24 protein-coding genes are annotated in these 23,133 nt (G+C 53.4%); 15 read left to right on the top strand and 9 right to left on the bottom strand.

Annotated elements, in window-relative coordinates; all coding sequences use genetic code 11:
• Window positions 1-91: 91 nt before the first annotated feature.
• Complete coding sequence (locus TH25_RS08110; RefSeq protein WP_114087922.1) at window positions 92-532, top strand: Lrp/AsnC family transcriptional regulator; 441 nt, start codon at window positions 92-94, stop codon at window positions 530-532.
• Here TH25_RS08110 and TH25_RS08105 read toward each other — a convergent pair.
• The 3 genes from TH25_RS08105 to TH25_RS08095 all read right to left on the bottom strand — a co-directional run bounded on the left by TH25_RS08105 (window position 520) and on the right by TH25_RS08095 (window position 3,017).
• On the bottom strand, window positions 520-1,893 hold the full coding sequence (locus TH25_RS08105; RefSeq protein WP_114087921.1) for a DUF2254 domain-containing protein: 1,374 nt from the start codon (window positions 1,891-1,893) through the stop codon (window positions 520-522). The two genes, TH25_RS08110 and TH25_RS08105, sit on opposite strands and share 13 nt — an antisense overlap.
• Window positions 1,894-2,109: 216 nt before the next feature.
• Window positions 2,110-2,649, bottom strand: coding sequence for an AraC family transcriptional regulator (locus TH25_RS08100; RefSeq protein WP_147253002.1), 540 nt, complete (start codon window positions 2,647-2,649; stop codon window positions 2,110-2,112).
• 110 nt (window positions 2,650-2,759) lie between these two features.
• Window positions 2,760-3,017 (bottom strand): amidase family protein, encoded by a 258-nt coding sequence (locus TH25_RS08095; RefSeq protein ID WP_114088013.1) that lies wholly within the window; start codon window positions 3,015-3,017, stop codon window positions 2,760-2,762.
• Between the two features lie 4 nt (window positions 3,018-3,021).
• Between TH25_RS08095 and TH25_RS25250 the strand changes: the two genes are divergently transcribed.
• From TH25_RS25250 to TH25_RS08080, 3 genes are all read left to right on the top strand, one after another.
• Window positions 3,022-3,315, top strand: a complete 294-nt coding sequence (locus TH25_RS25250; RefSeq protein ID WP_220151367.1) for a hypothetical protein — start codon at window positions 3,022-3,024, stop codon at window positions 3,313-3,315.
• A 20-nt stretch (window positions 3,316-3,335) separates the two neighbouring features.
• A complete protein-coding gene (locus TH25_RS08085) occupies window positions 3,336-4,043 on the top strand; it encodes a TetR/AcrR family transcriptional regulator (RefSeq protein ID WP_114087918.1) in 708 nt (235 codons plus the stop codon).
• Window positions 4,044-4,131: 88 nt separating this feature from the next.
• The gene (locus TH25_RS08080) at window positions 4,132-5,454 is read left to right on the top strand and encodes an MFS transporter (RefSeq protein WP_181847480.1); all 1,323 of its coding nucleotides are present in this window, start codon (window positions 4,132-4,134) and stop codon (window positions 5,452-5,454) included.
• A gap of 58 nt (window positions 5,455-5,512) precedes the next feature.
• Here TH25_RS08080 and TH25_RS08075 read toward each other — a convergent pair whose 3' ends face one another.
• Together TH25_RS08075 and TH25_RS08070 are read right to left on the bottom strand one after the other, a co-directional pair.
• A complete protein-coding gene (locus TH25_RS08075) occupies window positions 5,513-6,373 on the bottom strand; it encodes a tetratricopeptide repeat protein (protein ID WP_114087916.1) in 861 nt (286 codons plus the stop codon).
• Between the two features lie 42 nt (window positions 6,374-6,415).
• Window positions 6,416-7,072, bottom strand: coding sequence for a helix-turn-helix transcriptional regulator (locus tag TH25_RS08070; protein WP_114087915.1), 657 nt, complete (start codon window positions 7,070-7,072; stop codon window positions 6,416-6,418).
• 88 nt (window positions 7,073-7,160) lie between these two features.
• Here TH25_RS08070 and TH25_RS08065 point away from each other — a divergent pair, with 88 nt between their 5' ends.
• Window positions 7,161-8,771: a Rieske (2Fe-2S) protein gene (locus tag TH25_RS08065; protein WP_114087914.1), complete on the top strand. Its 1,611-nt coding sequence runs from the start codon at window positions 7,161-7,163 to the stop codon at window positions 8,769-8,771.
• A gap of 114 nt (window positions 8,772-8,885) precedes the next feature.
• On the opposite strand, the gene TH25_RS08060 is transcribed toward TH25_RS08065, so the two are convergent.
• Window positions 8,886-9,680 (bottom strand): SDR family NAD(P)-dependent oxidoreductase, encoded by a 795-nt coding sequence (locus TH25_RS08060; RefSeq protein ID WP_114087913.1) that lies wholly within the window; start codon window positions 9,678-9,680, stop codon window positions 8,886-8,888.
• A 178-nt stretch (window positions 9,681-9,858) separates the two neighbouring features.
• On the opposite strand from TH25_RS08060, the gene TH25_RS08055 reads away from it, so the two are divergent.
• Window positions 9,859-10,704: an AAA family ATPase gene (locus tag TH25_RS08055; protein ID WP_114087912.1), complete on the top strand. Its 846-nt coding sequence runs from the start codon at window positions 9,859-9,861 to the stop codon at window positions 10,702-10,704.
• 5 nt (window positions 10,705-10,709) lie between these two features.
• Here TH25_RS08055 and TH25_RS08050 read toward each other — a convergent pair whose 3' ends face one another.
• Entirely contained in the window at window positions 10,710-12,029 is a 1,320-nt protein-coding gene (locus tag TH25_RS08050) for a type II toxin-antitoxin system HipA family toxin (RefSeq protein WP_258549078.1), read from the bottom strand.
• The gene (locus TH25_RS08045; protein ID WP_114087910.1) at window positions 12,016-12,348 is read right to left on the bottom strand and encodes a helix-turn-helix transcriptional regulator; all 333 of its coding nucleotides are present in this window, start codon (window positions 12,346-12,348) and stop codon (window positions 12,016-12,018) included. The genes TH25_RS08050 and TH25_RS08045 overlap by 14 nt, the downstream gene beginning before the upstream one ends.
• A 280-nt stretch (window positions 12,349-12,628) precedes the next feature.
• Here TH25_RS08045 and TH25_RS08040 point away from each other — a divergent pair, with 280 nt between their 5' ends.
• The 9 genes from TH25_RS08040 to TH25_RS24735 all read left to right on the top strand — a co-directional run bounded on the left by TH25_RS08040 (window position 12,629) and on the right by TH25_RS24735 (window position 22,203).
• Window positions 12,629-13,813 carry a vWA domain-containing protein gene (locus TH25_RS08040; protein ID WP_114087909.1) on the top strand — a complete coding sequence of 395 codons (1,185 nt, stop codon included), beginning with the start codon at window positions 12,629-12,631 and terminating at the stop codon, window positions 13,811-13,813.
• Window positions 13,814-14,147: 334 nt separating this feature from the next.
• On the top strand, window positions 14,148-15,821 hold the full coding sequence (locus tag TH25_RS08035; RefSeq protein ID WP_114087908.1) for a M20/M25/M40 family metallo-hydrolase: 1,674 nt from the start codon (window positions 14,148-14,150) through the stop codon (window positions 15,819-15,821).
• A gap of 151 nt (window positions 15,822-15,972) precedes the next feature.
• Window positions 15,973-17,091: a glycerophosphodiester phosphodiesterase gene (glpQ, locus tag TH25_RS08030; RefSeq protein WP_258549077.1), complete on the top strand. Its 1,119-nt coding sequence runs from the start codon at window positions 15,973-15,975 to the stop codon at window positions 17,089-17,091.
• A gap of 202 nt (window positions 17,092-17,293) precedes the next feature.
• On the top strand, window positions 17,294-17,896 hold the full coding sequence (gene wrbA / locus TH25_RS08025; RefSeq protein WP_114087907.1) for an NAD(P)H:quinone oxidoreductase: 603 nt from the start codon (window positions 17,294-17,296) through the stop codon (window positions 17,894-17,896).
• Window positions 17,897-18,110: 214 nt separating this feature from the next.
• Window positions 18,111-19,328: a peptide antibiotic transporter SbmA gene (gene sbmA / locus TH25_RS08020; protein WP_114087906.1), complete on the top strand. Its 1,218-nt coding sequence runs from the start codon at window positions 18,111-18,113 to the stop codon at window positions 19,326-19,328.
• Window positions 19,329-19,467: 139 nt separating this feature from the next.
• Window positions 19,468-20,340, top strand: a complete 873-nt coding sequence (locus TH25_RS08015; protein ID WP_114087905.1) for a pirin family protein — start codon at window positions 19,468-19,470, stop codon at window positions 20,338-20,340.
• Between the two features lie 346 nt (window positions 20,341-20,686).
• The gene (locus TH25_RS08010; RefSeq protein ID WP_147253001.1) at window positions 20,687-21,055 is read left to right on the top strand and encodes a hypothetical protein; all 369 of its coding nucleotides are present in this window, start codon (window positions 20,687-20,689) and stop codon (window positions 21,053-21,055) included.
• On the top strand, window positions 21,055-21,651 hold the full coding sequence (locus TH25_RS08005; RefSeq protein WP_114087903.1) for a hypothetical protein: 597 nt from the start codon (window positions 21,055-21,057) through the stop codon (window positions 21,649-21,651). The genes TH25_RS08010 and TH25_RS08005 overlap by 1 nt, the downstream gene beginning before the upstream one ends.
• A gap of 3 nt (window positions 21,652-21,654) precedes the next feature.
• Window positions 21,655-22,203, top strand: a complete 549-nt coding sequence (locus TH25_RS24735; protein ID WP_147253000.1) for a hypothetical protein — start codon at window positions 21,655-21,657, stop codon at window positions 22,201-22,203.
• Here the strand turns inward: TH25_RS24735 and TH25_RS08000 are convergent.
• A complete protein-coding gene (locus TH25_RS08000) occupies window positions 22,137-23,132 on the bottom strand; it encodes a DUF4123 domain-containing protein (RefSeq protein ID WP_114087902.1) in 996 nt (331 codons plus the stop codon). The genes TH25_RS24735 and TH25_RS08000 overlap by 67 nt on opposite strands.
• Window position 23,133: the final 1 nt, after the last annotated feature.

The raw sequence follows: 23,133 nt of genomic DNA, 5'->3' as shown, positions 1-23,133 counted from the left end.
CGGCTGTGGAATATGGTTTGAAGTTGATGTTATTCCCGTTTCGCCTTTTTATTAAAGGCAGGAATGGAAAAGAGTTGATGAAAGTAAAGTCATGGATGCAACTGACCAGAAAATTCTGAATACGCTGATGGCTGATTCCCGCATTTCGCAAAAGGAACTGGCCGCGCGCGTGGGCCTGTCGGCCCCGGCAGTGGCCGAACGGGTACGCCGTCTTGAAGAAGGCGGGATCATTCGGGGATTTACCATCGATATTAACCCCGAAGCCCTAGGGTATCCGCTTCAGGCGATTGTGCGTGTTCGCCCGCTGCCGGGTAAATTGCATATCGTCGAACAGATCATTCAGGAAATTCCCGAATTTGGCGAATGCGACAAGGTGACAGGGGAGGACTGCTTTGTTGCCCGTCTTTATGTGCGCAGCGTTTCGGATTTGGATAATTTGCTGGAACGCATCGTTGATAAGGCCGAAACCAACACATCCATCGTCAAGGCCAAACCGGTTGAACGGCGGATGCCGCCATTTCAGCTTTCCTGAGCGGGGTTTTGCTCAAGCGTGTTTTCTTGCCATTCGGCACTGCGGCGCAAAACGCGGCGGGCGGCAGTTTCAACATCCTGGCGGTCATCGGGTGCGTCAATATTGCGTTGGGCGGTGCGGATGATGATTTTTGCCTGACGGCGGATTTCATCGCGCTGGTTGACGTTGTTGATAAACGGGATCAGCCCTTCGAGGGTTTGGGCAATCGGAATCAGCACATCGGGTTTTTGCACGGCTGCCTGCCGGATCTGGTCGATCGCAGCACTGAGCATGCCGCAAAAATCGGCAACCGGGCCGCTCAGGCGGGTGATGTTTTTATCATCCGTCCATAACCCGGCCGGATAGGCAAAAGCCAGGGTGCGGCGCAAGGCCCGGCCCAGGCGATAGACCGATGCAATGGCGGTGAACGGGTCGTTAATGCCCGGTGACAGTGCGCGCACGGCAACTTCGACAATCTGGCGCAGCGAAAATTCCACATCGAGGGCCGCTGTGCGGAAATTGCCAATCATGACGGTTTGGGCCACATCCCGGGTGATGCGCGGGCATAGCGTTTCAAGCTGATCCCTGTCACACAAAATACGCCCAAGAACCTGCCCTTTGATCACATGTTCGCCGGGTTGGCGGATCAGTTCGACACAGGCATGGCGGGCGGCAATACGCTTGCACAGGCCGTCATAATCAATGCCCTGAATATAGCCCGATCGCGTTGCCTGAATGGCGGTTTGCGGATCAATTTCAACCGTTTCGGGCAGGGGTGTTTGCGCGTTGCGGGCCGCAATGATGGCCGGGCCAATGCGGGCCTGTATGTCGGATATGGTTTTTTCCAGCCGGTCGCCGGTTTCGATAATCACCTGATCAGCCACAATCGACCGGCCAAGATGATGCACAAACACAATAAGCGAAAACAGGCTGGTGACAAAAATCACCGCCCCGACCAGTCCGGTTACTTGTGCAACCTGATTATCCGCCGTAAGGCCGCCCATCATCAGCAGGGCTGTGACAAAAAAGGTAATATTGGCAACAAAAATGCCAATCATGGATTGGGTGACGCGGTCGCCCATAAAATTGCGGATCAGGCGCGGGCCCAGATTTTGCGCCGCCAGGGTCAGCACCACCATCGTGATCGACAGCGCCAGGGTAAACATGGTGACAAGGGCGGGCAGCAACATGCCGATCATGCTTTTAACATCATTGATGTTGGAAAAGATCGGCCAGATCGGGGCGAAGAGCCGCTCAAAATCCAGATCCGCCAATTGCATGATACCTGCCGCCAGCAGCGCCCCGGCCAGGCCAAACAGCAATGGCACGATCCACAGGCTGTGGCGCAGGCGTTCCCAAGTGCGGATCAGGCGTTCAAACATATGGCTGTCCGGTTATGCTGGCGGGGATAATGACGATAATGATCGTAACCTCACTGGCATCGGATGTGAAAGTCAAAGCCTGCCCGTTTTGTACGGTCGGCAGTTTGTCTTAGAAAAGCATGTTTAATAAACGAAAAAACGTTTGCCACGGTCAAGGGTTCCCGGCATCTGGCCTAGGCCGGTTTTCACTTTGGTGCTGGTTTTCGGTGCGTTGTCTTATGTCGCCAGTGGAATGTAAATGTCGGTGATCGCCTGGCTGGTGGGGACTTCTTTGGCAAAGGAAATGCGCTGTAAAAACAGTGGATAATTGCCGGGGGCTTCGCCCGCCTGCGGCATCCATTCGGCGTAAAGTGGGGCCACGGCCTGTTTTAACGTGTGATCCGGGCCGATATGGCGCAGCCGCGCACATCGGTTTGCAGGAATGACATGCTCGAATATGCCATAGGGGTTGTCGGGAATGGCCAGTGTCGTGGCTCTACACAAATCAATGATCAGACCTGTCTTTTGCGGGGGTCTTGGGGGGGCATGGACAATGGTGAAGGTTGTATTTTTATGGGGCGGCAAATGGTTGCGCTGGCACCAGTCAATCAATCGGCAAATGGAATTGCCAATATGGGCCGGGTGGTCCCAATGGCGTAGGGCCGCGACACGGGTTGGCGCGAAATTGATAATTTCAACATCTGATAGCGGGTCAAAATCAGGTTTAAGCATGGTTTTGTTTTGCACATCCACAAAAGCAGCACAGGTTTCGGGCATGGCGGTCACATCGAATTTTGCAGAAATTGATGGTTTTTGATCACGCGGCTTTTTCGACGCAATTTGCCACAGGAAAGGGGCCGGTTGCCCCCTGTCTGTGGCAATAAATTTTACATTGCTTCCCAGTTTCCCGATGCCTCGAACGCGCTGGCAGCCTGATAAATGGTGCTTTCACCATAATGACGGCCAATCAGCATCATGCCGACAGGAAGGCCATCGACCAACCCGCATGGCACTGACATGGCCGGGTGGCCGGTAATATCAAGTGGGGCGGTATTGGCGATCATTTCAAAGGCGCGACCGATATAGTCGCCCAGCGGTGTATTAGCATCGGGCAGGGGCTGGGCCGTAATGGGGAGGGTTGGCATCAATGTGGTCGATGACACGGGTAAAGCGTGTCATGTGCGGATGCCTGTGTCGGGCGGGCCCTGTTTTTGTGTCGTCCTGCATGGTGTTTCCCTGCTGTTGTTAAAACATCATGCCATGCGGCGCGATTCAATACCTGTCCAGGATTGCGGTTTTGTCATCTTGGCCTGTTTGGATCTGATGATCTCACAAAATTCCTTTGTTAATTTATTGAAATACATAAATTTTATCAAATTTCAGGGTGGGATTGCAAAAAATTTTATTGCCGCGAACGAAAAAATGAACCAAATTCGATTTTAAATCATTTTGAGGTAGCGGACATGAAGCAGGAAAAGCGGCAGCAGCGTGAAAAGGTCATTCTGGACCGCGCGCAGGAATTGATCGGCGAATATGGCTTCTTTGATCTGAAAATGTCGGACCTTGCCCGGGCGGCCGAAATTTCGGTGGGGACGCTTTATGTCCATTTCGCCAGCAAGGAAGACCTTTTGTTGGGCCTTGCTGTACGGGCTGGCATCATTCGCAAGGAATTTCTGGCAACGGCGCGAAACCATGATGGTCCGGCGCTGGAAAAATTCATTGTCGCAAGCCTGCTCGACATTCTGTTTTCCATCGAAAACCCGCAGCTTTTTGAAATGGAATATCTGGCAATGTCGCCCGCTATCTGGCGACGGGCAACTGTGGGCCGCCATCAGGAACTGTTGCGCAAGGTGGACGATATTACCGGGATGTTTCAGGGGTTTCTGGATGATGCAGCGCCCATGTTGCGGGTTGATCCGGTGCGGGACCGCGGCAGGATGCTTAACCTTGCCAGTTGGGCGCTGTCTTTTGGCATGAACGCGCTGGCACTTTCGGAAATGACCGATGCTCATTATGGCAGTTTGCTGCGCGAAAATGCCTTTGAAACCTATTGCGATGGTTTGACGGCCATTTTGACCGGCGCTGGCTGGCAGGCCGAACAGGCGTCAAGCCTTGTCCATGATTTGGGCCGACAGTATGTGCCGGACCATTTTGGACAATCCAATCCCTAAGCAAATCTACCGTCGATGTCCGCCACCACGACATCCAATAATTTTTCAGGACAGAGCTTAATATCCCATGCCCCAGGAACGTAAATTAATGATCGCGGTCTTTATGACCGTTCTGTTTGGTTTTGCCGGTTTCAGCCTGCCGTTTCCGGTTTTTGGGCCAATGTTCCTAAAACCGGAACTTGGTTTTCTGGACCCGTCGATACCGGTGGAATATCGCCCGTTACTTCTCGGCGTTGCCATCGCACTTTATCCGATAGGGCAGTTTATAGGGTCGCCCTGGCTGGGCCGCTGGTCGGACCGGATCGGACGGCGACCGGTTTTGCTGGGCTCGCTGGCCGGTGCGGCGGGCGGTTATCTCGTCACGGCAAGTGGTGTTGCGTTATCCAGCCTGCCGTTATTGCTGGCAGGAAGGTTTGTTTCGGGCCTGTGCGAAGGCAACATGGCCATTGCCCAGTCCATTACATCGGACATCAGCACGCCGCAAAACAAGGTGCGCAATTTTGGCCTGATCACGGTGGCGATCAATGTCGGCTGGATTATTGGCCCGCTTTTGGGCGGTTTTTTATCCGATTCCTCGATTTACGAAGGCTTTAACGTTTCCTGGCCGTTCTTTTTTGCCGCCGGTATGTTTGGCGTCAATTTGCTGGTGGTGTTTTTTGCCTTGCGCATTCCGGGTTATGCGCGTCGCCGGGGCAAGGCAAAACCGCAAGTTCCTGCCGCACAGGATTTGAACGGGGCGCTGGCCGTCGAGCTTTCGGCAACCTCCGACCCCGTGAGCGACAATGCGCCGGGGCTTCCCGTGCGCTCCGTCTGGCAAACCGTGCGGGACAAACGGCTGTTGCCCGGCTTTGTCATTTCGTTTTTCAGTTATGTCGCGGTTTATGTCTTTTTTGCCTTTTTCGGCGTCTATCTGGTGCAAAACCACGATGTCAGCAGTTCGTTTCTCGGGATGTATGCCGCCATTATTTCCATTCCGCTGATTGCGGCGGGCCTGTTGGTGGAACCTGCGCGCAAGCGCATCGGTTTGGCCGGGGTCAGCGCGGTGGCACATCTGTTTTTGGGTGTGGGTATTATTACCTTTTTGCTGCCCGACGACGTAACCTGGATACTTGCCCCCATGTGCCTGGCGGCCTTTGGTATCGCCTGGTGCGAAGTCACCACCAGCCTGTTTATTTCCGATGCCGCCGGGGCCCACGAACAGGGCCAGGCCCTGGGGATTTATCGTTCCGTCCATGTCATGGCCGAGGCCTTTGCCGTGCTGGTCGGTGGATTTTTATCCGGGCAGTCGTCGCAATTGCCATTTTTTATGGGGGCGATCGCCGCGCTGATATGTGTGGCGGGCATTATGGCCTGGAAACGTGCCATGCCCGATTTGGGGCGCAACGTTGAAAGCAGTGCGCCATCTCATTAGGGGTCAAGGACGGAGGGCCGTATTCATGCAGCCCTCCGTTCTATTTGCACGTTACGGGTCATACGATGGTTGACATGGTAAGCGCCCCATTGGCGAGATATTGGCGTTGCCCGGCGGTATCCGCATTGGCCTCTGCGTTAAACAGGTCCTGTGCCAGACCATGAAGCTGGGCGATGGCCGCTGTACGCACCCCGTCCGGTGGGGCGATTTCATCGGCGGCAAGGGCCTTTTCCCACGCATCCGGTGCGGTTTCATCATCCAGCACCGTCAGGGCAATCGCACGGTTGGCAAGGGCGGTGGGTGATGTCGGGGCGACTTGCAGGGCACGGCCAAAATAATCCCGTGCGGCATGATAATCGCCATCAAGCATATCCAGACGGCCCAGATCATTCAGACAGGCCAGCGAATGGGGGGTAATGCGCAAAAGCTGTTCCAGCGCGCGGCGTTCGCCTTCGCTGTCTTTTTCCGCCCGGTAACACAATGCAATCATATGGTGGATCATGCCATTGCCCGGGCGCAGGCGCGATGCGCTGTGAAAATCTGCCAGGGCCGTATGATGGCGGCCCAGTTCAAGCAGCGCCATGCCATGCGCGATCAGAAGGTCGGGATCACCGGGAGTGGCACGCAGGGCAATATCCAGATTATTCAGGGCCTGGCGCGGCTTGCCCGACAGCAAATAAACCTCGGCCAGTTGCGGCAGGGCTTTTGGGTGGTCCGGCTCGATGCGCAAAACGGTCTGATATTCATAGATGGCCTCGGTCAGATTGCCCCGGCGATGCAGGGCCTCGGCCAGTCCGAAGCGGGCAGGCAGGTCGTTCTGATCATTGCCCAGTGCATGGCGCAACATATTGATCGCGGCGTCATATTGCCCGTGTGACAGGGCATCCAGCCCCATTTTGGTAAATTCGGCCGTGCTCATCCGTGTTTCCTGTTCTGCGTTTATCAGACGGCGCAACAGTGTTTAAGGCCGCGCCGAAATGCGATAGGCACAGCGCCGTGCGCCTGCCAGAATATGGTCTGTCCGCTCAACAGATATATCCGGTCCCAGAACGGATTGAAACACTTCGAGTTCCCGCGCACACAGCGACCGGCATGCCGATGCCGCCGAGCAGATCGGACAATGATTTTCCACCAAGAGCAGATTGCCCTCCGCATCCTGCTGGAGTTCGGCCATATATCCCTCTGCCTCGCGCGCCGCGGCCAGAGCGGCCACCTGTGATTTCAGGTCATCCCCGGCACTTTGCAGGCGGGTTTTATAAATCATTTTCTGTTGTTCGGCCCGGGCATCAATAATGCGCGCCAGCCCGTCCGGGCCAAAGGTATCGCGCATGCAGTCAATCAGCGATACCGCCAGTTCCTGGTGCCCGTCGGGGAAGGCCTTGTTCGATTGTTCGGTTAACGCCCACAGTTTGGCCGGTCGTCCCTTGGTCGATGCCATTTGCTGTTCGCTGACCATGCCCTGGTCGGCCAGGGTTTTTAAATGCTGGCGCACGGCCATTGCCGAGATACCCAGGCTTTCGGCCATTGTATCGGCACGGGCAGGGCCGCCTTTTTTAAGCATATCCAGGATGGCGCGGCGGGTTTCGCCATCGGCTGCTTTGGGGTTACGTTTTGTCATGTTCTATTTATAAAGAAATTTCTATTGAAAAGGCAAGGGGGATGGCGTAGCGTAATTTTTAAAGAATAATCTTTTAAAAGAGGCCGCCATGACATCGACGAATGACAACTGGGTTGCTGCCACCACACTGGCGGAATTATCGGAAACCGGGCGCAAACTGGTGCGTCTTGACGGCCATCAGGTCGCCATTTTCCAGACCGAAACCGGTCTTTATGCCTGCAATAACCGCTGCCCGCATGAAGGCTTTCCGCTGATGGAAGGCACGGTTAGTGATGGCTGCGTGTTAACCTGCAACTGGCATAACTGGAAGTTTGATCTGGAAAACGGCGATACACTGGTGGGCGGCGACAAACTGCGCCGTTACCCGGTGCGGGTCACTGACGATGGTATCGTGGAGCTTGATATGACTGAACCCCCTCAGCATCAGCAGCGTGACGAAATTCTGTCCAATCTGGACGAGGCGCTGCATAAAAATGACTATAACCGGCTGAGCCGCGAGCTCGCCCGCCTGGATATGATCGGGTTTGATCCGCTGGTGGCGGTAAAAAAGGCCTTTGCCTTGCGCATGGACCGGTTTGAATTTGGCACCACCCATGCCATGCCCGGTGCGGCGGACTGGCTGACCTACCGGCAGGAACTGACCGACCCTTATGAACGTCTTGCCTGCCTGTCGGAAATTTTGGGCCATATCGCCTGGGACAGTGCCTATCGCCCGGTTTATCCATTTACCACCGACGTTGCGGCATGGTCCGAGGCCGACTTTTCCCGCGCCATCGAAGCCGAGGATGAAAATACGGCTGTATCCCTGGTGCGTGGTGCTCTGGCCGATGGCATGACATGGAATGATCTGCGCCCGGCCTTTGCCCGCTGTGCCATGCGCCATTATGGCGGTTTTGGGCATTCGGTGATTTATGTCTCCAAGGTATCCCCCTTGATCGACTTTTTGGGTGATGATGCCTTGGAAAGCCTGATTTTGCCGTTAACCCGCCATTTATGCACCGTCACCCGCGAGGATTTGATCCCCGAATTTCGTGCCTTTCATGTCGTGCGCAAGGATTGGGACGACCATGTGGATCGCGAACCGGCACACCGGGAGGATTTTTTGGGGTTGCCGGTGGCACGGGTATTGTCACGGGTGCGCAAGTCCGCCGGAAACCCGCTGACCTGTTATCACGCCCTGATGGAAGCCGCCGTCTGGCAGGTGCGCCATTTTGATGAAAGCGTGATGTATCGCACCAACATGCCGATTGGCACCAATGTCAACTGGCTGGATGTGACCCATGCCATGACAACCGCCCAGGCCGTGCGCGAACTGGCTAGCGAACTGCCGGAGCTTTGGGGTGATGGCCTGTTACAAATTGGCTGTTTCATCGGCCGTAATGCCAAATATGTTCATAAGGATGGCGATCCGGCGGATTATGCTGGTCGCTCCGGTATTGACTGGGAAGGCGATAGCGAAACCATTCTGGGTGATTTGCTGCGGGACCATACGCTCTATCACGGATGCACCGATTTTATTGAGCCGGTCCATCGTTTGAAAACCATTTCGATGGTGCGTTCCGAACTGGCCCTGTTCCCCGATGCGCCGTGGCGCAAGGACATGCTGGTGGCGGTGCATCGTTACGTCAGCAGCGCATTTCCCCGCCGCCGTGCGGTGCGGGTTGCCTATCAGTCCACAACTTTTGTCGGTCGGGGATAGGCGATTTTCGCTGCGCTCCCTCGCGTCCCGAGTTCCCGGGCGACAAATGCCCCCGTTGTGCTGTCACCGCGCAACGGGGGCGATTATTTTGGGCTGGAAAAATAGACCCGCGTGTCAGGCGATGCTGTCCACAACACCGCCATCCACCCGCAGGGCCGCCCCCGTGGTGGCCGATGACAGCGGCGACGCCACATACACCACCATATTGGCAACTTCATCAACATGGGCGGCACGCTGAATGATCGATGTGGGACGCGCCTGCATGACAAATTCTTTTGCTGCGTCCTCGATGCTTTTGCCGCTTTCTTTAACCTGGTCGGCCAGCATGGTTTCCACCCCTTCTGACAGGGTGGGGCCAGGCAGTACGGCATTAACCGTCACGCCCGTGCCTGCCATGCGCTTGGCAAGGCCGCGTGACAGCGCCAGATAGGCAGTTTTGGTCACGCCATAATGGATCATGTCGGCGGGGATATTAAGGGCGGATTCCGATGACAGGAACACAACCCTTCCCCAGCCCTGTTTTTCCATGCCAGGCAAATAGGCGCGTGACAGCCGCACACCGGACATCACATTGACATCCATAAAATTCTGCCAGTCGCTGTCGGGGGTGTCAAAAAAGTCCTGCGGGCCGAAAATGCCCACATTATTGACCAGAATATCAAGATGCGGCACCGCCTTGATCAACTTGTCGCATCCTTCCGCCGTGCCCAGATCGGCGGCAACCCCGTGAAGGGTGGCATCGGGCAGTTGGGATTTCAGTTTTTCAACCGCTTTTGCTGTTTTGTCATCCTTGCGGCCATTGATAATCACTTCGGCGCCCGCCTTGGCAAGCCCCGTTGCAATGGCAAAGCCAATACCCTCGGTGGAACCTGTGACCAGGGCCTTTTTACCGCTTAAATCAATCTTCATAACCCGATCCTTTCTATAATAATGTGTTGTATCTACATAATTTGTTGAAGGCCTGGGGCAAGGGCACGGACGACAGAAGGGGCCGTTGGTGCCGTTGGCGTCAATTGCCTTCTTGCCCAAAAGCGGCGAACACCTTAGGTTAACGTAAACGTCAACTTGTGGTGCAGGGCAGAACGATATGAAGTTTCAGGGTACGGAAAATTACGTTGCGACCGAGGATCTGATGGTTGCGGTCAATGCTGCCATCACCTTGCAGCGTCCGCTTTTGGTCAAGGGCGAACCGGGTACGGGCAAAACCGTGCTGGCCGAGGAAATCGCCAAATCGCTGGGCAAAAAGCTGATCACCTGGTCGATCAAATCCACCACCCGCGCCCAGCAGGGTCTGTATGAATATGATGCCGTTTCCCGCCTGCGCGACAGTCAGTTGGGGGATGAGCGGGTGCATGACATTGCCAATTACATCGTCAAAGGCAAATTGTGGGAAGCATTCGAGGCCGATGACGCCCCGGTATTGCTGATTGACGAGATCGACAAGGCCGATATCGAGTTTCCCAACGATTTGTTGCAGGAACTCGACCGCATGGAGTTTTACGTTTACGAAACACAAAAGATGGTCACGGCGGCCAACCGGCCCATTGTGATTATTACGTCAAACAACGAAAAGGAACTGCCCGACGCCTTTTTGCGCCGCTGTTTCTTTCATTACATCCGCTTTCCCGATGCCGAAACGATGGCGCAAATCGTTGATGTGCATTTCCCCAATATTCAAAAACGGCTGGTCAGCGAGGCGCTCAACCTGTTTTACGACATGCGCGATGTGGCCGGGCTCAAGAAAAAGCCCTCAACCTCCGAATTGCTGGACTGGCTTAAACTGCTGATGGCTGAAGACCTGTCCCCCGAAGCCCTGCGCGCCAAAGACGCCAAAACCGCCGTCCCGCCCCTTCACGGTGCGCTGTTGAAAAACGAACAGGATGTGCATCTGTTTGAGCGTTTGGCCTTCATGGCGCGACGTGAAGGCCGGTAAGCGCATTATTTCATTATCTGGGCGCGGGCTTGTCGAAAGGTATCTTGCAGACCCTTGTGATCCGTGCCGAGGCCGTCGATACAATAGGGATTCAGAAATTGCCGCCCTGCAAACAGGGTGCGATCAACTGGCGAGAGTTGTGCGGTTTTACAGATATGGTCCCATTGATCGGCGATGGTGGTCATTTGCTGCTCAATGATTGATATGGCTTCATCTTCACGCAGGTGATAATCAGCCGCAGCGGCAAGGCAGCTTGCTATTGTGCTGGCCCGTTTGTCGCCTTTGATCAGCATGGCCTGTGTGGCCTCGTTGCCGGTGCGCCCCTGGGGGCAAATGTCATAGGCGGGGGTGAGGTGCAGCATCCTGCCATCCCAGAATGCGGCATGGTTGCGGGCATGATCATCCGTATTGCCGCACAGGATGTTAAAACTTATTCGGCCATAAAGCTCTTTGAGGGTTTCTTTGGGCGCTGCGAAACGATGACGGATGATTTCGGTCAGATCTTCATAGGACGCATATCGCGCCATCATTTCATCCAGACCCAACAGGGTCAGGGCGGAAACCATCGCTTTGCGTGTCCAGCCTCCTTGGCTTTGAAGGCGATCAAACCGTTCGATCAGTAAGGCATCCTTGTTGGCTGCCTGCGTCAGGGATACTGGCGCAACATTCAATCCGCACAGTTTTGCCAGGCGCATGGCGATAAATTCGGCTTTTACAACGCTATACAGGTCTGAGCTGGACGAGAATTTGGCAACAAATTTCTTCTGCCCGTCTTCGATCAGGGCTTTGGGGCGGGCACCGCCAATCGATGTGCCGTGATTGATTGCCAGATCGAGGGCGGGGGGGAGGGGCAGACCCTTTTCCACATGATCCGCTGCATTTTGTAAATCTTCAAGTGTTGCTTCTGCCGCCAGTCTGGGCTGGTAGTGTGTGGCCGATGTTTGAAAATCAAGTGCGCCGATCCGGTCTGATCCGGATTGCAAAAGAAAGGTCAGTTCATTGAAAGACGGGACATGGGCAGCATTTGGTTTGTTGCCTGTCAATCTGTTGATGATCACCCGTCTTCCCCAGGCATCGGGGGACGCATCGCGCAGGCTGCTTGCCATTGTCAAACCTGCAAGGGGGGCGATGGTTCCCTGGCGCAGGGGGAGTTCCGGGCTGTAAATTGCGATGGTATTTTCGCGGCTGCGATAGCTTGCCCCATAGGTAAAAACCAGCCGGTCGCCGTCTTGTGTGATGCGTCCGGCAACGACAGGCTCCGTCTCGCCGGGCAACCATATCCACACATAGGCTTCCCGCGCTTCGGTAACATCAGAAGTCATCATCCACCTCCTGTGTCACTGGCCGTACTGCTTGCGGCATAAGTGTCAGCTTCTCGCGAAGGCGGGCCTCCTGCAGGGCCACAACCCGGTCATCGGCGTCAAATAACGGCACGCCAACAAGATGGGCGACTTCAAATACCGTGCCAATTTCGGGGCCGGGGGCGCCCTTTTCAATATTGTGCAGGGTGGTGCGGCTAATACCCGCCCGATCCGCCAGCTCCTGCGCTGTCATGTTGCGTTCCGTCCGGCCAATACGGATCATGCTGCCTAAAATAGACAGGGCATGACGGGTGGTGCGCGAATAGCTTCTTTTGCGTTTCATGACAGATGTTTTGTTCAATAAAACAGATATGTGAGGTTTAATGTTCAATTTACTGAACATTATGAGGTGTTTTACTGTAGTTGGTCAAGGGTGTGTTCATTAAACTGTACGGTAAGATTTATATGTCTAATTAATTAGACATTCTATATGAACTACGCATTTTCCAGTTCAATATCTTTGGGGTGTGCTCTGATGTCGGTTATTCTGTGTTGTAACCTCGAATTCTCCGACCGCATTTGGTATCTTTGCGGTCCTTTTCTTTGATTGGGATGGAAATAGTATGTTCACCGGCTTTTTCTACAAGCTCAAGGAGGCCCGCGTTCCGGTCAGTTTGCGGGAATATCTGACGCTGCTTGAGGCGGTGGAAAAGGGTGTGGCTGGTTATTCGGTCGAGGATTTTTATTACCTTTCCCGGGCGTCGCTGGTGAAGGACGAGCGTAACCTCGATAAGTTTGATCAGGTGTTTGGGGCGCATTTCAAGGGACTTGCCAGTCTGGCCGATGCGGGGGACGAAATTGCGGCGGAAATCCCCGAAGAATGGTTGCGCAAACTGGCCGAGAAATATTTAAGTGACGAAGAAAAGGCACAAATTCAGTCCCTTGGCGGTTGGGACAAGCTGATGGAGACCTTAAAGCAGCGTCTGGAAGAACAGAAAGAGCGCCACCAGGGCGGCAATAAATGGATTGGCACGGCGGGCACATCACCTTTTGGCGCCTATGGCTATAACCCGGAAGGGGTACGCATCGGCCAGGATAAATCCCGCCATCGCCGGGCGGTGAAGGTGTGGGACAAACGCGAATTTAAAAACCTGGATGACAGCGTTGAAATCGGCACCCGCAACATCAAGGTCGCCTTGCGCAAGTTGCGCAAATGGGCACGCACCGGGGCTGCGGATGAGCTCGATTTGGCGGGCACCATTCGCTCAACCGCCCGGCAGGGCTGGCTGGATGTGCAAATGCGGCCCGAACGGCACAATGCGGTAAAGGTTTTGATGCTGTTTGATATTGGCGGCTCGATGGATGATTATATCCGCGTGTGTGAAGAACTGTTTTCGGCGGTGAAAACCGAATTCAAGCATCTGGAATATTATTATTTCCACAACTGCCCCTATGAAGGGCTGTGGAAGGACAATGCGCGCCGCCGCAGCGAACAGGTTTCAACGCTGGATGTGATCAATACCTATTCCAGTGATTACAAACTGGTCTTTGTCGGCGATGCCACCATGAGCCCCTATGAAATTACCTATCCCGGTGGCTCTGTCGAACATTGGAACGAGGAAGCAGGCCAAGTCTGGATGCAACGCCTGCTGGATCATTTTCAACACGCCGCCTGGATTAACCCCCAGCCGGAAAAATGGTGGCACTACACCCCGTCGATCCAGATTTTGCACAAGATGATGGCCGGGCGGATGTATCCGCTGACCCTGGAGGGGCTGGACCGGATGACGGGTGAGTTAAACCGGTAATCGTGTCTGACACGGGATCAGGCAGACGCCAAAATGGTGCTGTCGCTGGTATCTTAGCGTAGCCGGACCGTATAACCGGCAATCACCCCGCTTTCTTCCAGCTTGCCCATCCGTGCCCGGTGCCCGCCCTAAAAGGTCGGCAAGTTTGGGCACTGAGGCACGGGCATGAATGCCCAATTCGGCAATCCAGGCGGCGGTCAAGGTTATCTATTGCCTCTATCTATTGCTGTTTTCGTCAGTGTAGGGCGCATTAATTGCATTGATTCTGCATTTTCATTGGCCGGTCATCGCGCTAATTTGGCGCTTTGATGCAATGTCAGGCAGGAAAATAATCATGAGCGCAGAAACAGGCCACTGGGCACCCGAAGCCCGCACCCGCGACATTGCCGAACGCCTGACCCGTTGGCCCAGTGTGACCGGCAGCCGGGACGAGGCCGATTTTGCCGAAAAGCTGGTCGGATTGCTGCGTGAAATTCCCTATTTTCAGGAAAACCCCGATGACATTGCCGTTATTGACAGCCACCTGGTGGCCAATGGCACGGCAATGGCGAAAAATATGGTGGCGCTGGTGCGCGGAGCCGGACGCAAAACCCTGGCACTGGCCGGGCATTATGATGTTGTCTCGATTGAAAATTTCCACGATCTGCAACATCTGGCCTTTTCGCCCGATGAACTCTGCGCTGCTTTGATTGCCAATCTTTCCAGCCGGTCCGATTTGACTGCCAAGGAAGAACTCGCCCTGCGTGATTTGCAAAGTGGTGATTTTATTCCCGGTCGCGGACTTTTGGATATGAAAGGCGGCGATGCGGCGGGTATTGCCTTTCTGGAGCATTTCTCCCGTCAGGTAGACCGCACTGGCAATGTGGTGCTGTTTCTGACCCCCGATGAAGAACGCAACAGTTGTGGTATGCGCAGCCTGCGCAATGCCTTGCCTACACTGGTGCGCCGCTGGGGCATTGATATTGTCGGCGGCATCAACCTTGATGCCAGCAGTGATTATGAGAATGGCGACATTGGCCGGGCGATTTTTCATGGCTCGATTGGCAAGATCATGCCTTTTGCCATGATTGTCGGTCAGCCGACCCATGTGGGCTATCCGTTTGATGGGATCAGCGCCCATGTCATGAGTGCTGAAATCATGCAGGCGATTGAGGGCAATAATGACCTGTCGGATCATGCCCGCAACGTAACCGCACCGCCGCCGGTATGTCTGGAATGCCGGGATTTGCGCGAAAATTACGAAGTCACCACGCCCGAGCATGTCTGGATGGCGTTTAACTGGCTGATACAAAGCAAATCGGCCAGCGATGCCTTGGATGAATTTGCTGATATTGTTAAAACAGCTGCCAACCGGGCGCTGGATCGTTTGTTTGACCGCGCCACCCGGCACGCCGAAGCCAATGGCGAGCCCGCGCCAATGGCCTATCGCCCGCTGGAGGTTATTTCCTATGCGCAATTAATCGGGATGGCGCAAAAGGTTGGCGGGGAAGGGGCGCTGGCCCGTATTGCGGCGGTCGAAAATGAATATCGCCACAGTAATAATCCGCTTTTACGCTCCCGCATGCTGGTATTGGCGGCAATGACAGAGGCCCGGTTGCAGGCCCCCGCCATTATTACCGGCAATGCCAGCCTGCATTATCCGGCGGTTCATCTCGATACAGATAGAAAACTGGATCGTGATTTTATCGAAGCCATCCATGCCGCCCGGCAGATAATTGAGGCGCGCCATAACACCAAAATCATTGATCGCGGTTATTTTGGCGGCATTTCCGATATGTCGTTTTTCGGAAAATGTCCAGAAAGTGACGAATCGAAAGTGATCGCTGAAAACACCCCGGTGGGCGAACTGGTGGACCAGCCCGTGGCCGATGCGCTGGAATATCCGGTGGTCAATATCGGCCCGTGGGGGCGGGAATATCACCAGCGTCTGGAACGGCTTTATGCGCCGTATTGTTATCAGGTGCTGCCCGATTTTCTGGCTGAAATTGCCAAAAAACTGCTGGCTTGAGGCGGGTCTTGCGGCAGGGGGACAAAGACCATTCTGTGAAATAGGCCACCCCCGGATCATAAAGGGGCAACTATGTGACGGGACTGCCTTGATCCTGCCGCTTGAGCGGGGCACTATCGCGAAAATTCGTTTCGGAATGAAGGAGTTGCAGATGGTCCGGGCAATGCTGGCAAATAGGGCGGCACAGGCAAAAATCGGGATCAACGGATACGGGAAAAAACGTCGTGGCTTTGTATCCCCGCTGATGCTGTGGGCAGCAGGCGTGATATGTGCCGCGATGATGACGTTCTCTCCGGCAATGGCGCAGGCCGTAACCGATGACCATGTGGTGATTGCCCATCGCGGCGCATCGGGCTATCTGCCGGAACATACCCTCCCGGCGGTTGCGCTGGCCTATGGCATGGACCCGGATTTTATCGAACAGGATGTGGTGATGTCCAAGGATGGCGTGCCGGTTGTCCTGCACGATATTCACCTTGATACCACCACCGATGTGGCAAAAAAGTTCCCCAAACGCCACCGCAAGGATGGCCGTTTTTACGCGATTGATTTTACCCTGGCAGAGCTTAAAACGCTGAATGTTCACGAGCGGACGGATGCCAAAACCGGTAAGCAGGTTTATCCCGACCGCTTTCCGCTGGAATATGGCATTTTCAAAATTCCCACCTTTGAAGAAGAGATCAAACTGATTCAGGGTCTGAACAAATCCACCAATCGCGATATTGGTGTTTATGCCGAAATCAAGGACCCTGCCTGGCACCGGGCCCAGGGCCAGGATATTTCCAAGGCCGTGATCAAGGTGATGGAAAAATGGGGCTATGGCACGCGGGAATCCAATGGTTACATCCAGTGTTTTGACTGGAGCGAAACCAAACGCATCCGCAATGATCTGAATTATCAGGGCCGTCTGGTGCAGCTTTTGGGGGAAAATAGCTGGAAAATCGCCCCGGATGTTGATTTTGATTTTCTTAAAACCGACGAGGGTGTCGAGGCAATGTCAAAGGTGGTTGATGCCATTGGCCCGTCGCTGGATCAGGTGATTGAAGGTCTTAGCGAGGATGGACATGCCATCATGTCACCCACCCTGATTGCCGCCCAGCGCCGCCATTTGCCGGTTCATGTTTATACCCTGCGCGCCGACCAGTTGCCCAAATGGGCCGGGGATTTTCGCATTGTCATGACGGCGGTTTTTGATGATGCGGGCATTGACGGCGCCTTTACCGATTTCCCTGACCAGGTCGTGGATTATCTGGCGGCAACGCCGGAGTAGGTTTCAGTCCCTGCTGATTGCCTGCAGGTCGCAGGAGAAGACGAACGGGCCGGGATCAAAAATGTTCCGGTCCGTTTGCCATTTTGGGGTGAAATACACTGTTTCCAATCGCGGCCTTTTCGTTGAGGTGGAAAGGGCGCATGATGCGGACGATGTTTTGGCCGCAAGGCGGCCAGCGATCTTGTCAAACAGGAGGCATGGAATGGCGAAAGTACTGGTGCTGTATTATTCGATGTATGGTCATATCGAAACAATGGCAAAGGCCGTTGCCGAAGGCGCAAGTGGTGTTGCAGGCACGACGGTTGATATCAAGCGCGTACCCGAAACAATGCCCGAAGATGTTGCCAAGGGGGCCGGGGCGAAGCTCGATCAGGATGCGCCGGTGGCCTCGGTTGATGATCTTGTCAATTATGATGCCATCATTTTTGGCGTTCCCACCCGGTTTGGCAATATGTGCGGCCAGATGCGCACCTTCCTTGATCAGACCGGCGGTCTGTGGGCGCAGGGCAAGCTGATTGGCAAAATCGGGTCGGTTTTTGCCTCGACGGGTACCCAGCATGGCGGTCAGGAAACCACCATCACCTCGACCCATACGACCCTGTTGCATCAGGGTATGGTGCTGGTCGGTGTGCCCTATAGCTGCGAAGGGCTGACCAAAATGGACCAGATCACCGGTGGTTCGCCTTATGGGGCGACGACGCTGGCAGGCGCCGATGGTTCGCGCCAGCCTTCGGAAAACGAGCTCGATATTGCCCGCTTCCAGGGTAAGCATGTGGCCGAACTTGCCGCCAAGCTGGCGGGCTGAAACAATCAGCCTTAAAACGGGGAATGCCGCACCGGTTGTGTATCCGGTGCGGCATTTCCTGTTTTAAGGGTTGAAATTGAAGAATTTTTTGCTGTTTTGGAATTATTTTGAAATTAGGGCAATTTTGGGTGCAATTACCATAATCACGTCGTGGAATTGCCTTGGTTCGGGAGCATTTCGTTTTTCAAAGACTCTATAAAAAACGGAGCTTCCCGTGTTTCAGTCATTTTTTCCCCGTCCCAGACTGTTTTTCTCGAGTGCCCTGATCTGGACTGTCATTGCCGCCACCGTCTGGTATGGCGGGGGACAGCAATGGGGGCAGTATTTGGGGCTTGGTGTTGCATCACCCGCCGATGGTCAGGTGGTTGGCATTGCGTATTTTGCCACCCCGACCTTTTTATGGTTCAGCGCCTATTATTTTATTGCCGTTGGCCTGTTTGGCCTGGCCTGGCGTTTCTGTTCCGATAATCCGTGGCAATTATGGTCGGTCTTCGGGTCGGCGATCATTATTTTCACCACCTTTTTTGATGTCGAAGTCTCGGTTGCCATTAATAACTGGCGCCGGCCTTTTTTTGATGATGTGCAAAATGCTCTGTCGGGCAACGCGGTGGTACATGCCGTTGATTTGTATTTGCTAATCGGGCAATTCGCCGAAATTGCCCTGTGCGCCATGTTCCTGTTTGTCGTGACGCGTTTTTTGGTCAGTCACTGGATCTTTCGCTGGCGCACGGCGATGAACAGCTATTACATGTCGCATTGGCAAAAATTGCGCCATACCGAAGGTGCCGCCCAGCGCGTGCAGGAAGATACCATGCGCTTTGCCAGCGTGATCGAGGGGCTGGGTATTTCGCTGGTCAGCGCCATCATGACGCTGATTGCGTTTTTACCGGTGTTATGGGGCCTGTCAAAATATGTCACCACCCTGCCACTGGTGGGCGAAATTCCCGCGCCCCTGGTGAGTGCCGCCATCGTCTGGTCGGTTTTTGGCACATTGCTGCTGGCCCTTGTCGGGATCAAGCTGCCGGGGCTGGAATTTCACAATCAGCGGGTCGAGGCGGCCTATCGCAAGGAACTGGTTTATGGCGAAGATCACGAACATCGCGCCGACCCCGTGACCGTGCGCGAACTGTTTGGCTTTGTCCGCCACAATTATTTCCGGCTTTATTGGCACTACACCTATTTTAACGTGTTTCGCGGCTTGTACATGCAGGCTGACGGCATTTTTGCCATCGCTATTCTTATTCCCACGATTGCGGCGGGGGCGACCATCGGTTTTACCTTTGGGGTGCTTCAGCAGGTGCTGACGGCCTTTGGCCAGGTCTCGGGATCGTTTCAATATCTGGTCGATGCCTGGACCACGATTATCGAATTGCTCTCGATTTATAAACGTCTGCGGGCCTTTGAATCCTCTGTTTCGTTGATAACGGACTGATTTTTGGCTGATTGTCCCGTTTGGGGAAACAATAAGGTGCCCGAATAGTGGTTGTTCGGGCGCTTTTTTGTGCCAGATTCAAAGTAACTGTTCACCACCACGCGGTGGTGCCCGATTTTGAAGAAAGGGAGCTTTCCCGATGAAAAATGACGATGTTAACCTGCGCAAGGTCGCCCGGACAATCCGTGCAATGGATACCTCGGATGGGGCTGGCGTGCGCCTGAAGCGGTCCGTTGGTTCGCCCGCTTTGCCAATGCTCGATCCGTTTCTGATGCTGGATTCGATCTCCAGCGACAAGGCGGACGATTATATCGCCGGTTTCCCCGAACATCCCCATCGTGGTTTTGAAACCGTGACCTATATGGTCGAAGGGGCGATGCGCCATAATGACAGCATCGGGTCAGAGGGCGTTTTGCGCTCTGGCGGGGTGCAGTGGATGACGGCGGGAAGCGGCATCATCCATTCCGAAACCCCCGAACAGGAAGATGGCCTGTTGCAGGGTTTTCAGCTTTGGATCAACCTGCCTGCCAAAGACAAAATGCAACGTCCGCGTTACCAGAATCTGGAGGCTCATGAGGTCGCCGAAGTCAGTCCGGCAGCAGGCGTGGATATTCGCCTGGTCGCCGGTTCCGCCTTTGGCAAAACCGGGCCGGTATCGGGTATTTCGACCGAACCGGTGTTCATGGATGTCAAGCTGGCACCTAATGCCGAGGCCACCCTGCCAGTGCCAGAGGGGCACGCCGCCCTTGTCTACATGTTCATTGGCGATGGCGAGGTTGCCGGTCGTTCCCTGCCCACCCATCATCTGGCGGTGCTCAAGGATGGCAATGCGGTGTTGCTGAAGAGCGGCAGCGAAGGCGGACGATTATTGCTGATTGCGGCCGCACCGATTGACGAACCCATTGCCCGTCACGGTCCGTTTGTGATGAACACCCGCGAAGAACTGATGCAGGCCTTTGAAGATTACCAGCGCGGCCGCTTCGTGCGTGAAAAGGCCGTCGGGCAGGGTTGACGGCCCGTCATTTCGGCAGAATAAATAAACTTTAAAAGCAACGGGCGAGGGAGGTTACTCCTTCGCCCGTTGTGTTTTGTGTCAGAGTTAAAGTTTCATACTTTATTATAAAAGTGGCCTGAGGCAGAAATCCGAAGAATCTTGAGCATATATCTGATTCCTATTTTCCATGATCTCATCTTCATTTTGAAATAAATTGTTTTGAATATTGTTATATTTTGAGCACTTCACGAGTGCAAAATTGATTTTAAATCATGTGAGTGCAATAAGATCGTTGATGATTCAGCGTGAAATTGTTATAAATAAATCAGGTAAAATAGTATAATTATAATGGTGGGTGTGTGCCTTGACGTGGACACTTGAAGATCATGAGCGGGAAGCGATTGCAAACTCTGCAACGCGCGCGTTTCGTTCCGATGTTGTGGATCACGCACTTTCGAAATTACGCTTCAATGATGCTGAAATATCGCAAGACGATCTTCAGAAGATTGGTGAGATGCTTTTTGATCATGCCCATGAGTTGTTGGGGAAATATCCGGAAGCAAATTACAAGAGTTATGTCTTGATGGTGATGCTGTATTTTATTCAGGGTATCGAGGAAATTAACAAGCCTCATATGCAGGAAGCCTTGACCAATGACCGCATCGGCATCAACACGCGTGTGCAATGCGCTTATGGTATCGTAAGATATTTCATGAATGAAAGGTCCGGTTAATGCCGATATTGGCACCAGTTGCAGAAGGTGGGGCAATCGCTTTAGGGGGACTTAGTGCAGCCGAAGTTGCTGTGGCTGGTGTGGCAGCAACAGCGGTCGTTGTTTCGGGGTTGGCGGTTGTTGATGTCATTGACGATTATCTCGATACGCCAGCTTCGGAAAGTGAAATTGATTCCGTTTTGTCACAGGCAGGTGATCGTTCAAAAGCCGAACAGCGACGTCTTCGTGATTGTGCTGATTGTGTGTGGTGTATGATTAACATCCAAGCTCAGGGTGATTATCTTCCTCTTCGCAATAGAACCGACCCTCAAGGCGTAGGTCCATATTTAGTTAATGGCCGCACGGTTTACGTTAGAGAAGGAATAATTGTTGCAGGTGCAACACATGAGTTCGCGAAAGATTTGGCAAATCGTAGTAATTTCAAACAAATTGAGAGGTGGGACGTTCTTGCTAAGACAATCGCTTATATTCAGTCTCAACCTCCTTACGGTATTCCACCTAGTCGGGATAATCGGCCAGGAGCATTAGATAAATATTCTCGGAAAGTCAGGTATGATATAAATGTATTTGGCACCGTTAACGCATTTATGGCTTGAGAGATGACACCAGAAACTTACATAGATACGCTTTTAAAAAAATACAAAAAAGCACCGGGCTTCCCTTTTAAGGATTGGGTTGTTAACCCTGTTTCATTTTATGCGTTAATAAATATATGGGATGAGTTGTTTTCTGTTGCAGCAGGGAGGGAGAAACAAGGTTACAAAGCTTTAGGTGAAGCGAAGCAACAAAAAGATTCATATGTATATCAAGTATATGATCCTGTTTCGAAAAAGAAGTTTCGGGTAACGTATAGTGAAAATGGTGGTACTTTCCATGTTCTAACAAGCGTTGTTGATCCAGGGCGGGAAGATCTGGATGAATATGAGCTGGGATTTGTTGTGGATTTAGAGCGAGATAGACTGGTCTGTTGTTTTAAGATGATCCAGTATTATGTCTCGCACTCGATAAAAAATGAAAATGATCGAAAAGATATGGATCAATTTTTTGTTGATCACTATGGCAAATATTTTGGTTTTGAAGATTATAATCCATTCAATTCACCGCTCTTCCCCATCACTGAAGCAGAAGACGATGAGGAGGAAGACTGATTTCTAATTGCCAAATATGTTGCTTTTTTTCGCGTAATGACAAATGAGTGACAGTCTCCAACTATGATTTTCTGTTTGTCTGGCTGTAATGACAAAACGTAATCAATAAAAAATTTAGCTTCCCAGAATCTGAAATAGAACCATTTTCCATCTTTATCCTGCACACGGGTGAATTTACGAAAATGCCGTCGAATATCATCAAAGTTGGTGCGGGACCGAATAAAGATACCGAGTTCTTTTTCCCACAACCCGTTAACGCCTTTGAGACCCGTGAAAAGCTGTTTTGTGAAGCCACTTTCCGGTTTGAGTTCCACCAGATAGGGAGCATGCTCTTCGAGCTCTTCCTGTGTTTTGCCCTGGAACAGTGACTGATAGCGTAAATCAGAGCTTTCGAGCAGACTTGTCAGGATGTAAGGTATTTTGGCTGAATCTAGGATGGCGTAAGTCTTAAGCGAAGGGACGGTTTTTGTACCGGCGTACTGCGCGTTTTCAGCCTCGGTGGGTTCTGGTTGGCCAAAGATTGGCTCCATGAGCGCATCCGGCACGGTCTTGCCTGGATGAATGCCAAATTGTAGGTCCAGTGGTTCGACACCTTTAATTTCTTCGACCGTCAGATGGTCTTCCAGCGCGTCGGTGTTGCCTGCCTCGATACCTTGCATTGGTCCCAATTCGACGGTATGTCCCGGATGAACGGCCCGCGCCAGAGAGCCAATCTGTCGGTGTTGCCTTCTGTGAAGAGAGAGGTATTGCGGGGCTGGAAGCACTTCTTCAAGCCAGACGATTGAGTAGCCCAGATGCGAGAGGTCGGCTGAGAGTGCCGCATGGAAGCCTTCATGGTCCTGTGCCCAGACTGCCGCCTGACAACGATAATCCTCGCCATCAGTCTTGCGTAAATGGCATTCACCTATCCATGCTTCAAAGTCATTCATG

The organism is Thalassospira profundimaris (assembly GCF_003326755.1).
Taxonomy (GTDB): domain Bacteria; phylum Pseudomonadota; class Alphaproteobacteria; order Rhodospirillales; family Thalassospiraceae; genus Thalassospira; species Thalassospira profundimaris_B.
The sequence above is the reverse complement of the archived record's forward strand: the minus strand, read 5'-3'. Positions and strand labels throughout refer to the sequence as shown.

Excerpts from the sequence above, each read along its gene's own strand:
- TH25_RS08110 (WP_114087922.1), top strand. The coding sequence starts at position 92 with ATGGATGCAACTGACCAGAAAATTCTGAATACGCTGATGGCTGATTCC.
- TH25_RS08105 (WP_114087921.1), bottom strand. The coding sequence starts at position 1,893 with ATGTTTGAACGCCTGATCCGCACTTGGGAACGCCTGCGCCACAGCCTG.
- TH25_RS08100 (WP_147253002.1), bottom strand. The coding sequence starts at position 2,649 with ATGCCCGAAACCTGTGCTGCTTTTGTGGATGTGCAAAACAAAACCATG.
- TH25_RS08095 (WP_114088013.1), bottom strand. The coding sequence starts at position 3,017 with ATGCCAACCCTCCCCATTACGGCCCAGCCCCTGCCCGATGCTAATACA.
- TH25_RS08085 (WP_114087918.1), top strand. The coding sequence starts at position 3,336 with ATGAAGCAGGAAAAGCGGCAGCAGCGTGAAAAGGTCATTCTGGACCGC.
- TH25_RS08080 (WP_181847480.1), top strand. The coding sequence starts at position 4,132 with ATGATCGCGGTCTTTATGACCGTTCTGTTTGGTTTTGCCGGTTTCAGC.
- TH25_RS08075 (WP_114087916.1), bottom strand. The coding sequence starts at position 6,373 with ATGAGCACGGCCGAATTTACCAAAATGGGGCTGGATGCCCTGTCACAC.
- TH25_RS08070 (WP_114087915.1), bottom strand. The coding sequence starts at position 7,072 with ATGACAAAACGTAACCCCAAAGCAGCCGATGGCGAAACCCGCCGCGCC.
- TH25_RS08065 (WP_114087914.1), top strand. The coding sequence starts at position 7,161 with ATGACATCGACGAATGACAACTGGGTTGCTGCCACCACACTGGCGGAA.
- TH25_RS08060 (WP_114087913.1), bottom strand. The coding sequence starts at position 9,680 with ATGAAGATTGATTTAAGCGGTAAAAAGGCCCTGGTCACAGGTTCCACC.
- TH25_RS08055 (WP_114087912.1), top strand. The coding sequence starts at position 9,859 with ATGAAGTTTCAGGGTACGGAAAATTACGTTGCGACCGAGGATCTGATG.
- TH25_RS08050 (WP_258549078.1), bottom strand. The coding sequence starts at position 12,029 with ATGATGACTTCTGATGTTACCGAAGCGCGGGAAGCCTATGTGTGGATA.
- TH25_RS08045 (WP_114087910.1), bottom strand. The coding sequence starts at position 12,348 with ATGAAACGCAAAAGAAGCTATTCGCGCACCACCCGTCATGCCCTGTCT.
- TH25_RS08040 (WP_114087909.1), top strand. The coding sequence starts at position 12,629 with ATGTTCACCGGCTTTTTCTACAAGCTCAAGGAGGCCCGCGTTCCGGTC.
- TH25_RS08035 (WP_114087908.1), top strand. The coding sequence starts at position 14,148 with ATGAGCGCAGAAACAGGCCACTGGGCACCCGAAGCCCGCACCCGCGAC.
- glpQ (WP_258549077.1), top strand. The coding sequence starts at position 15,973 with ATGGTCCGGGCAATGCTGGCAAATAGGGCGGCACAGGCAAAAATCGGG.
- wrbA (WP_114087907.1), top strand. The coding sequence starts at position 17,294 with ATGGCGAAAGTACTGGTGCTGTATTATTCGATGTATGGTCATATCGAA.
- TH25_RS08015 (WP_114087905.1), top strand. The coding sequence starts at position 19,468 with ATGAAAAATGACGATGTTAACCTGCGCAAGGTCGCCCGGACAATCCGT.
- TH25_RS08005 (WP_114087903.1), top strand. The coding sequence starts at position 21,055 with ATGCCGATATTGGCACCAGTTGCAGAAGGTGGGGCAATCGCTTTAGGG.
- TH25_RS24735 (WP_147253000.1), top strand. The coding sequence starts at position 21,655 with ATGACACCAGAAACTTACATAGATACGCTTTTAAAAAAATACAAAAAA.
- TH25_RS08000 (WP_114087902.1), bottom strand. The coding sequence starts at position 23,132 with ATGAATGACTTTGAAGCATGGATAGGTGAATGCCATTTACGCAAGACT.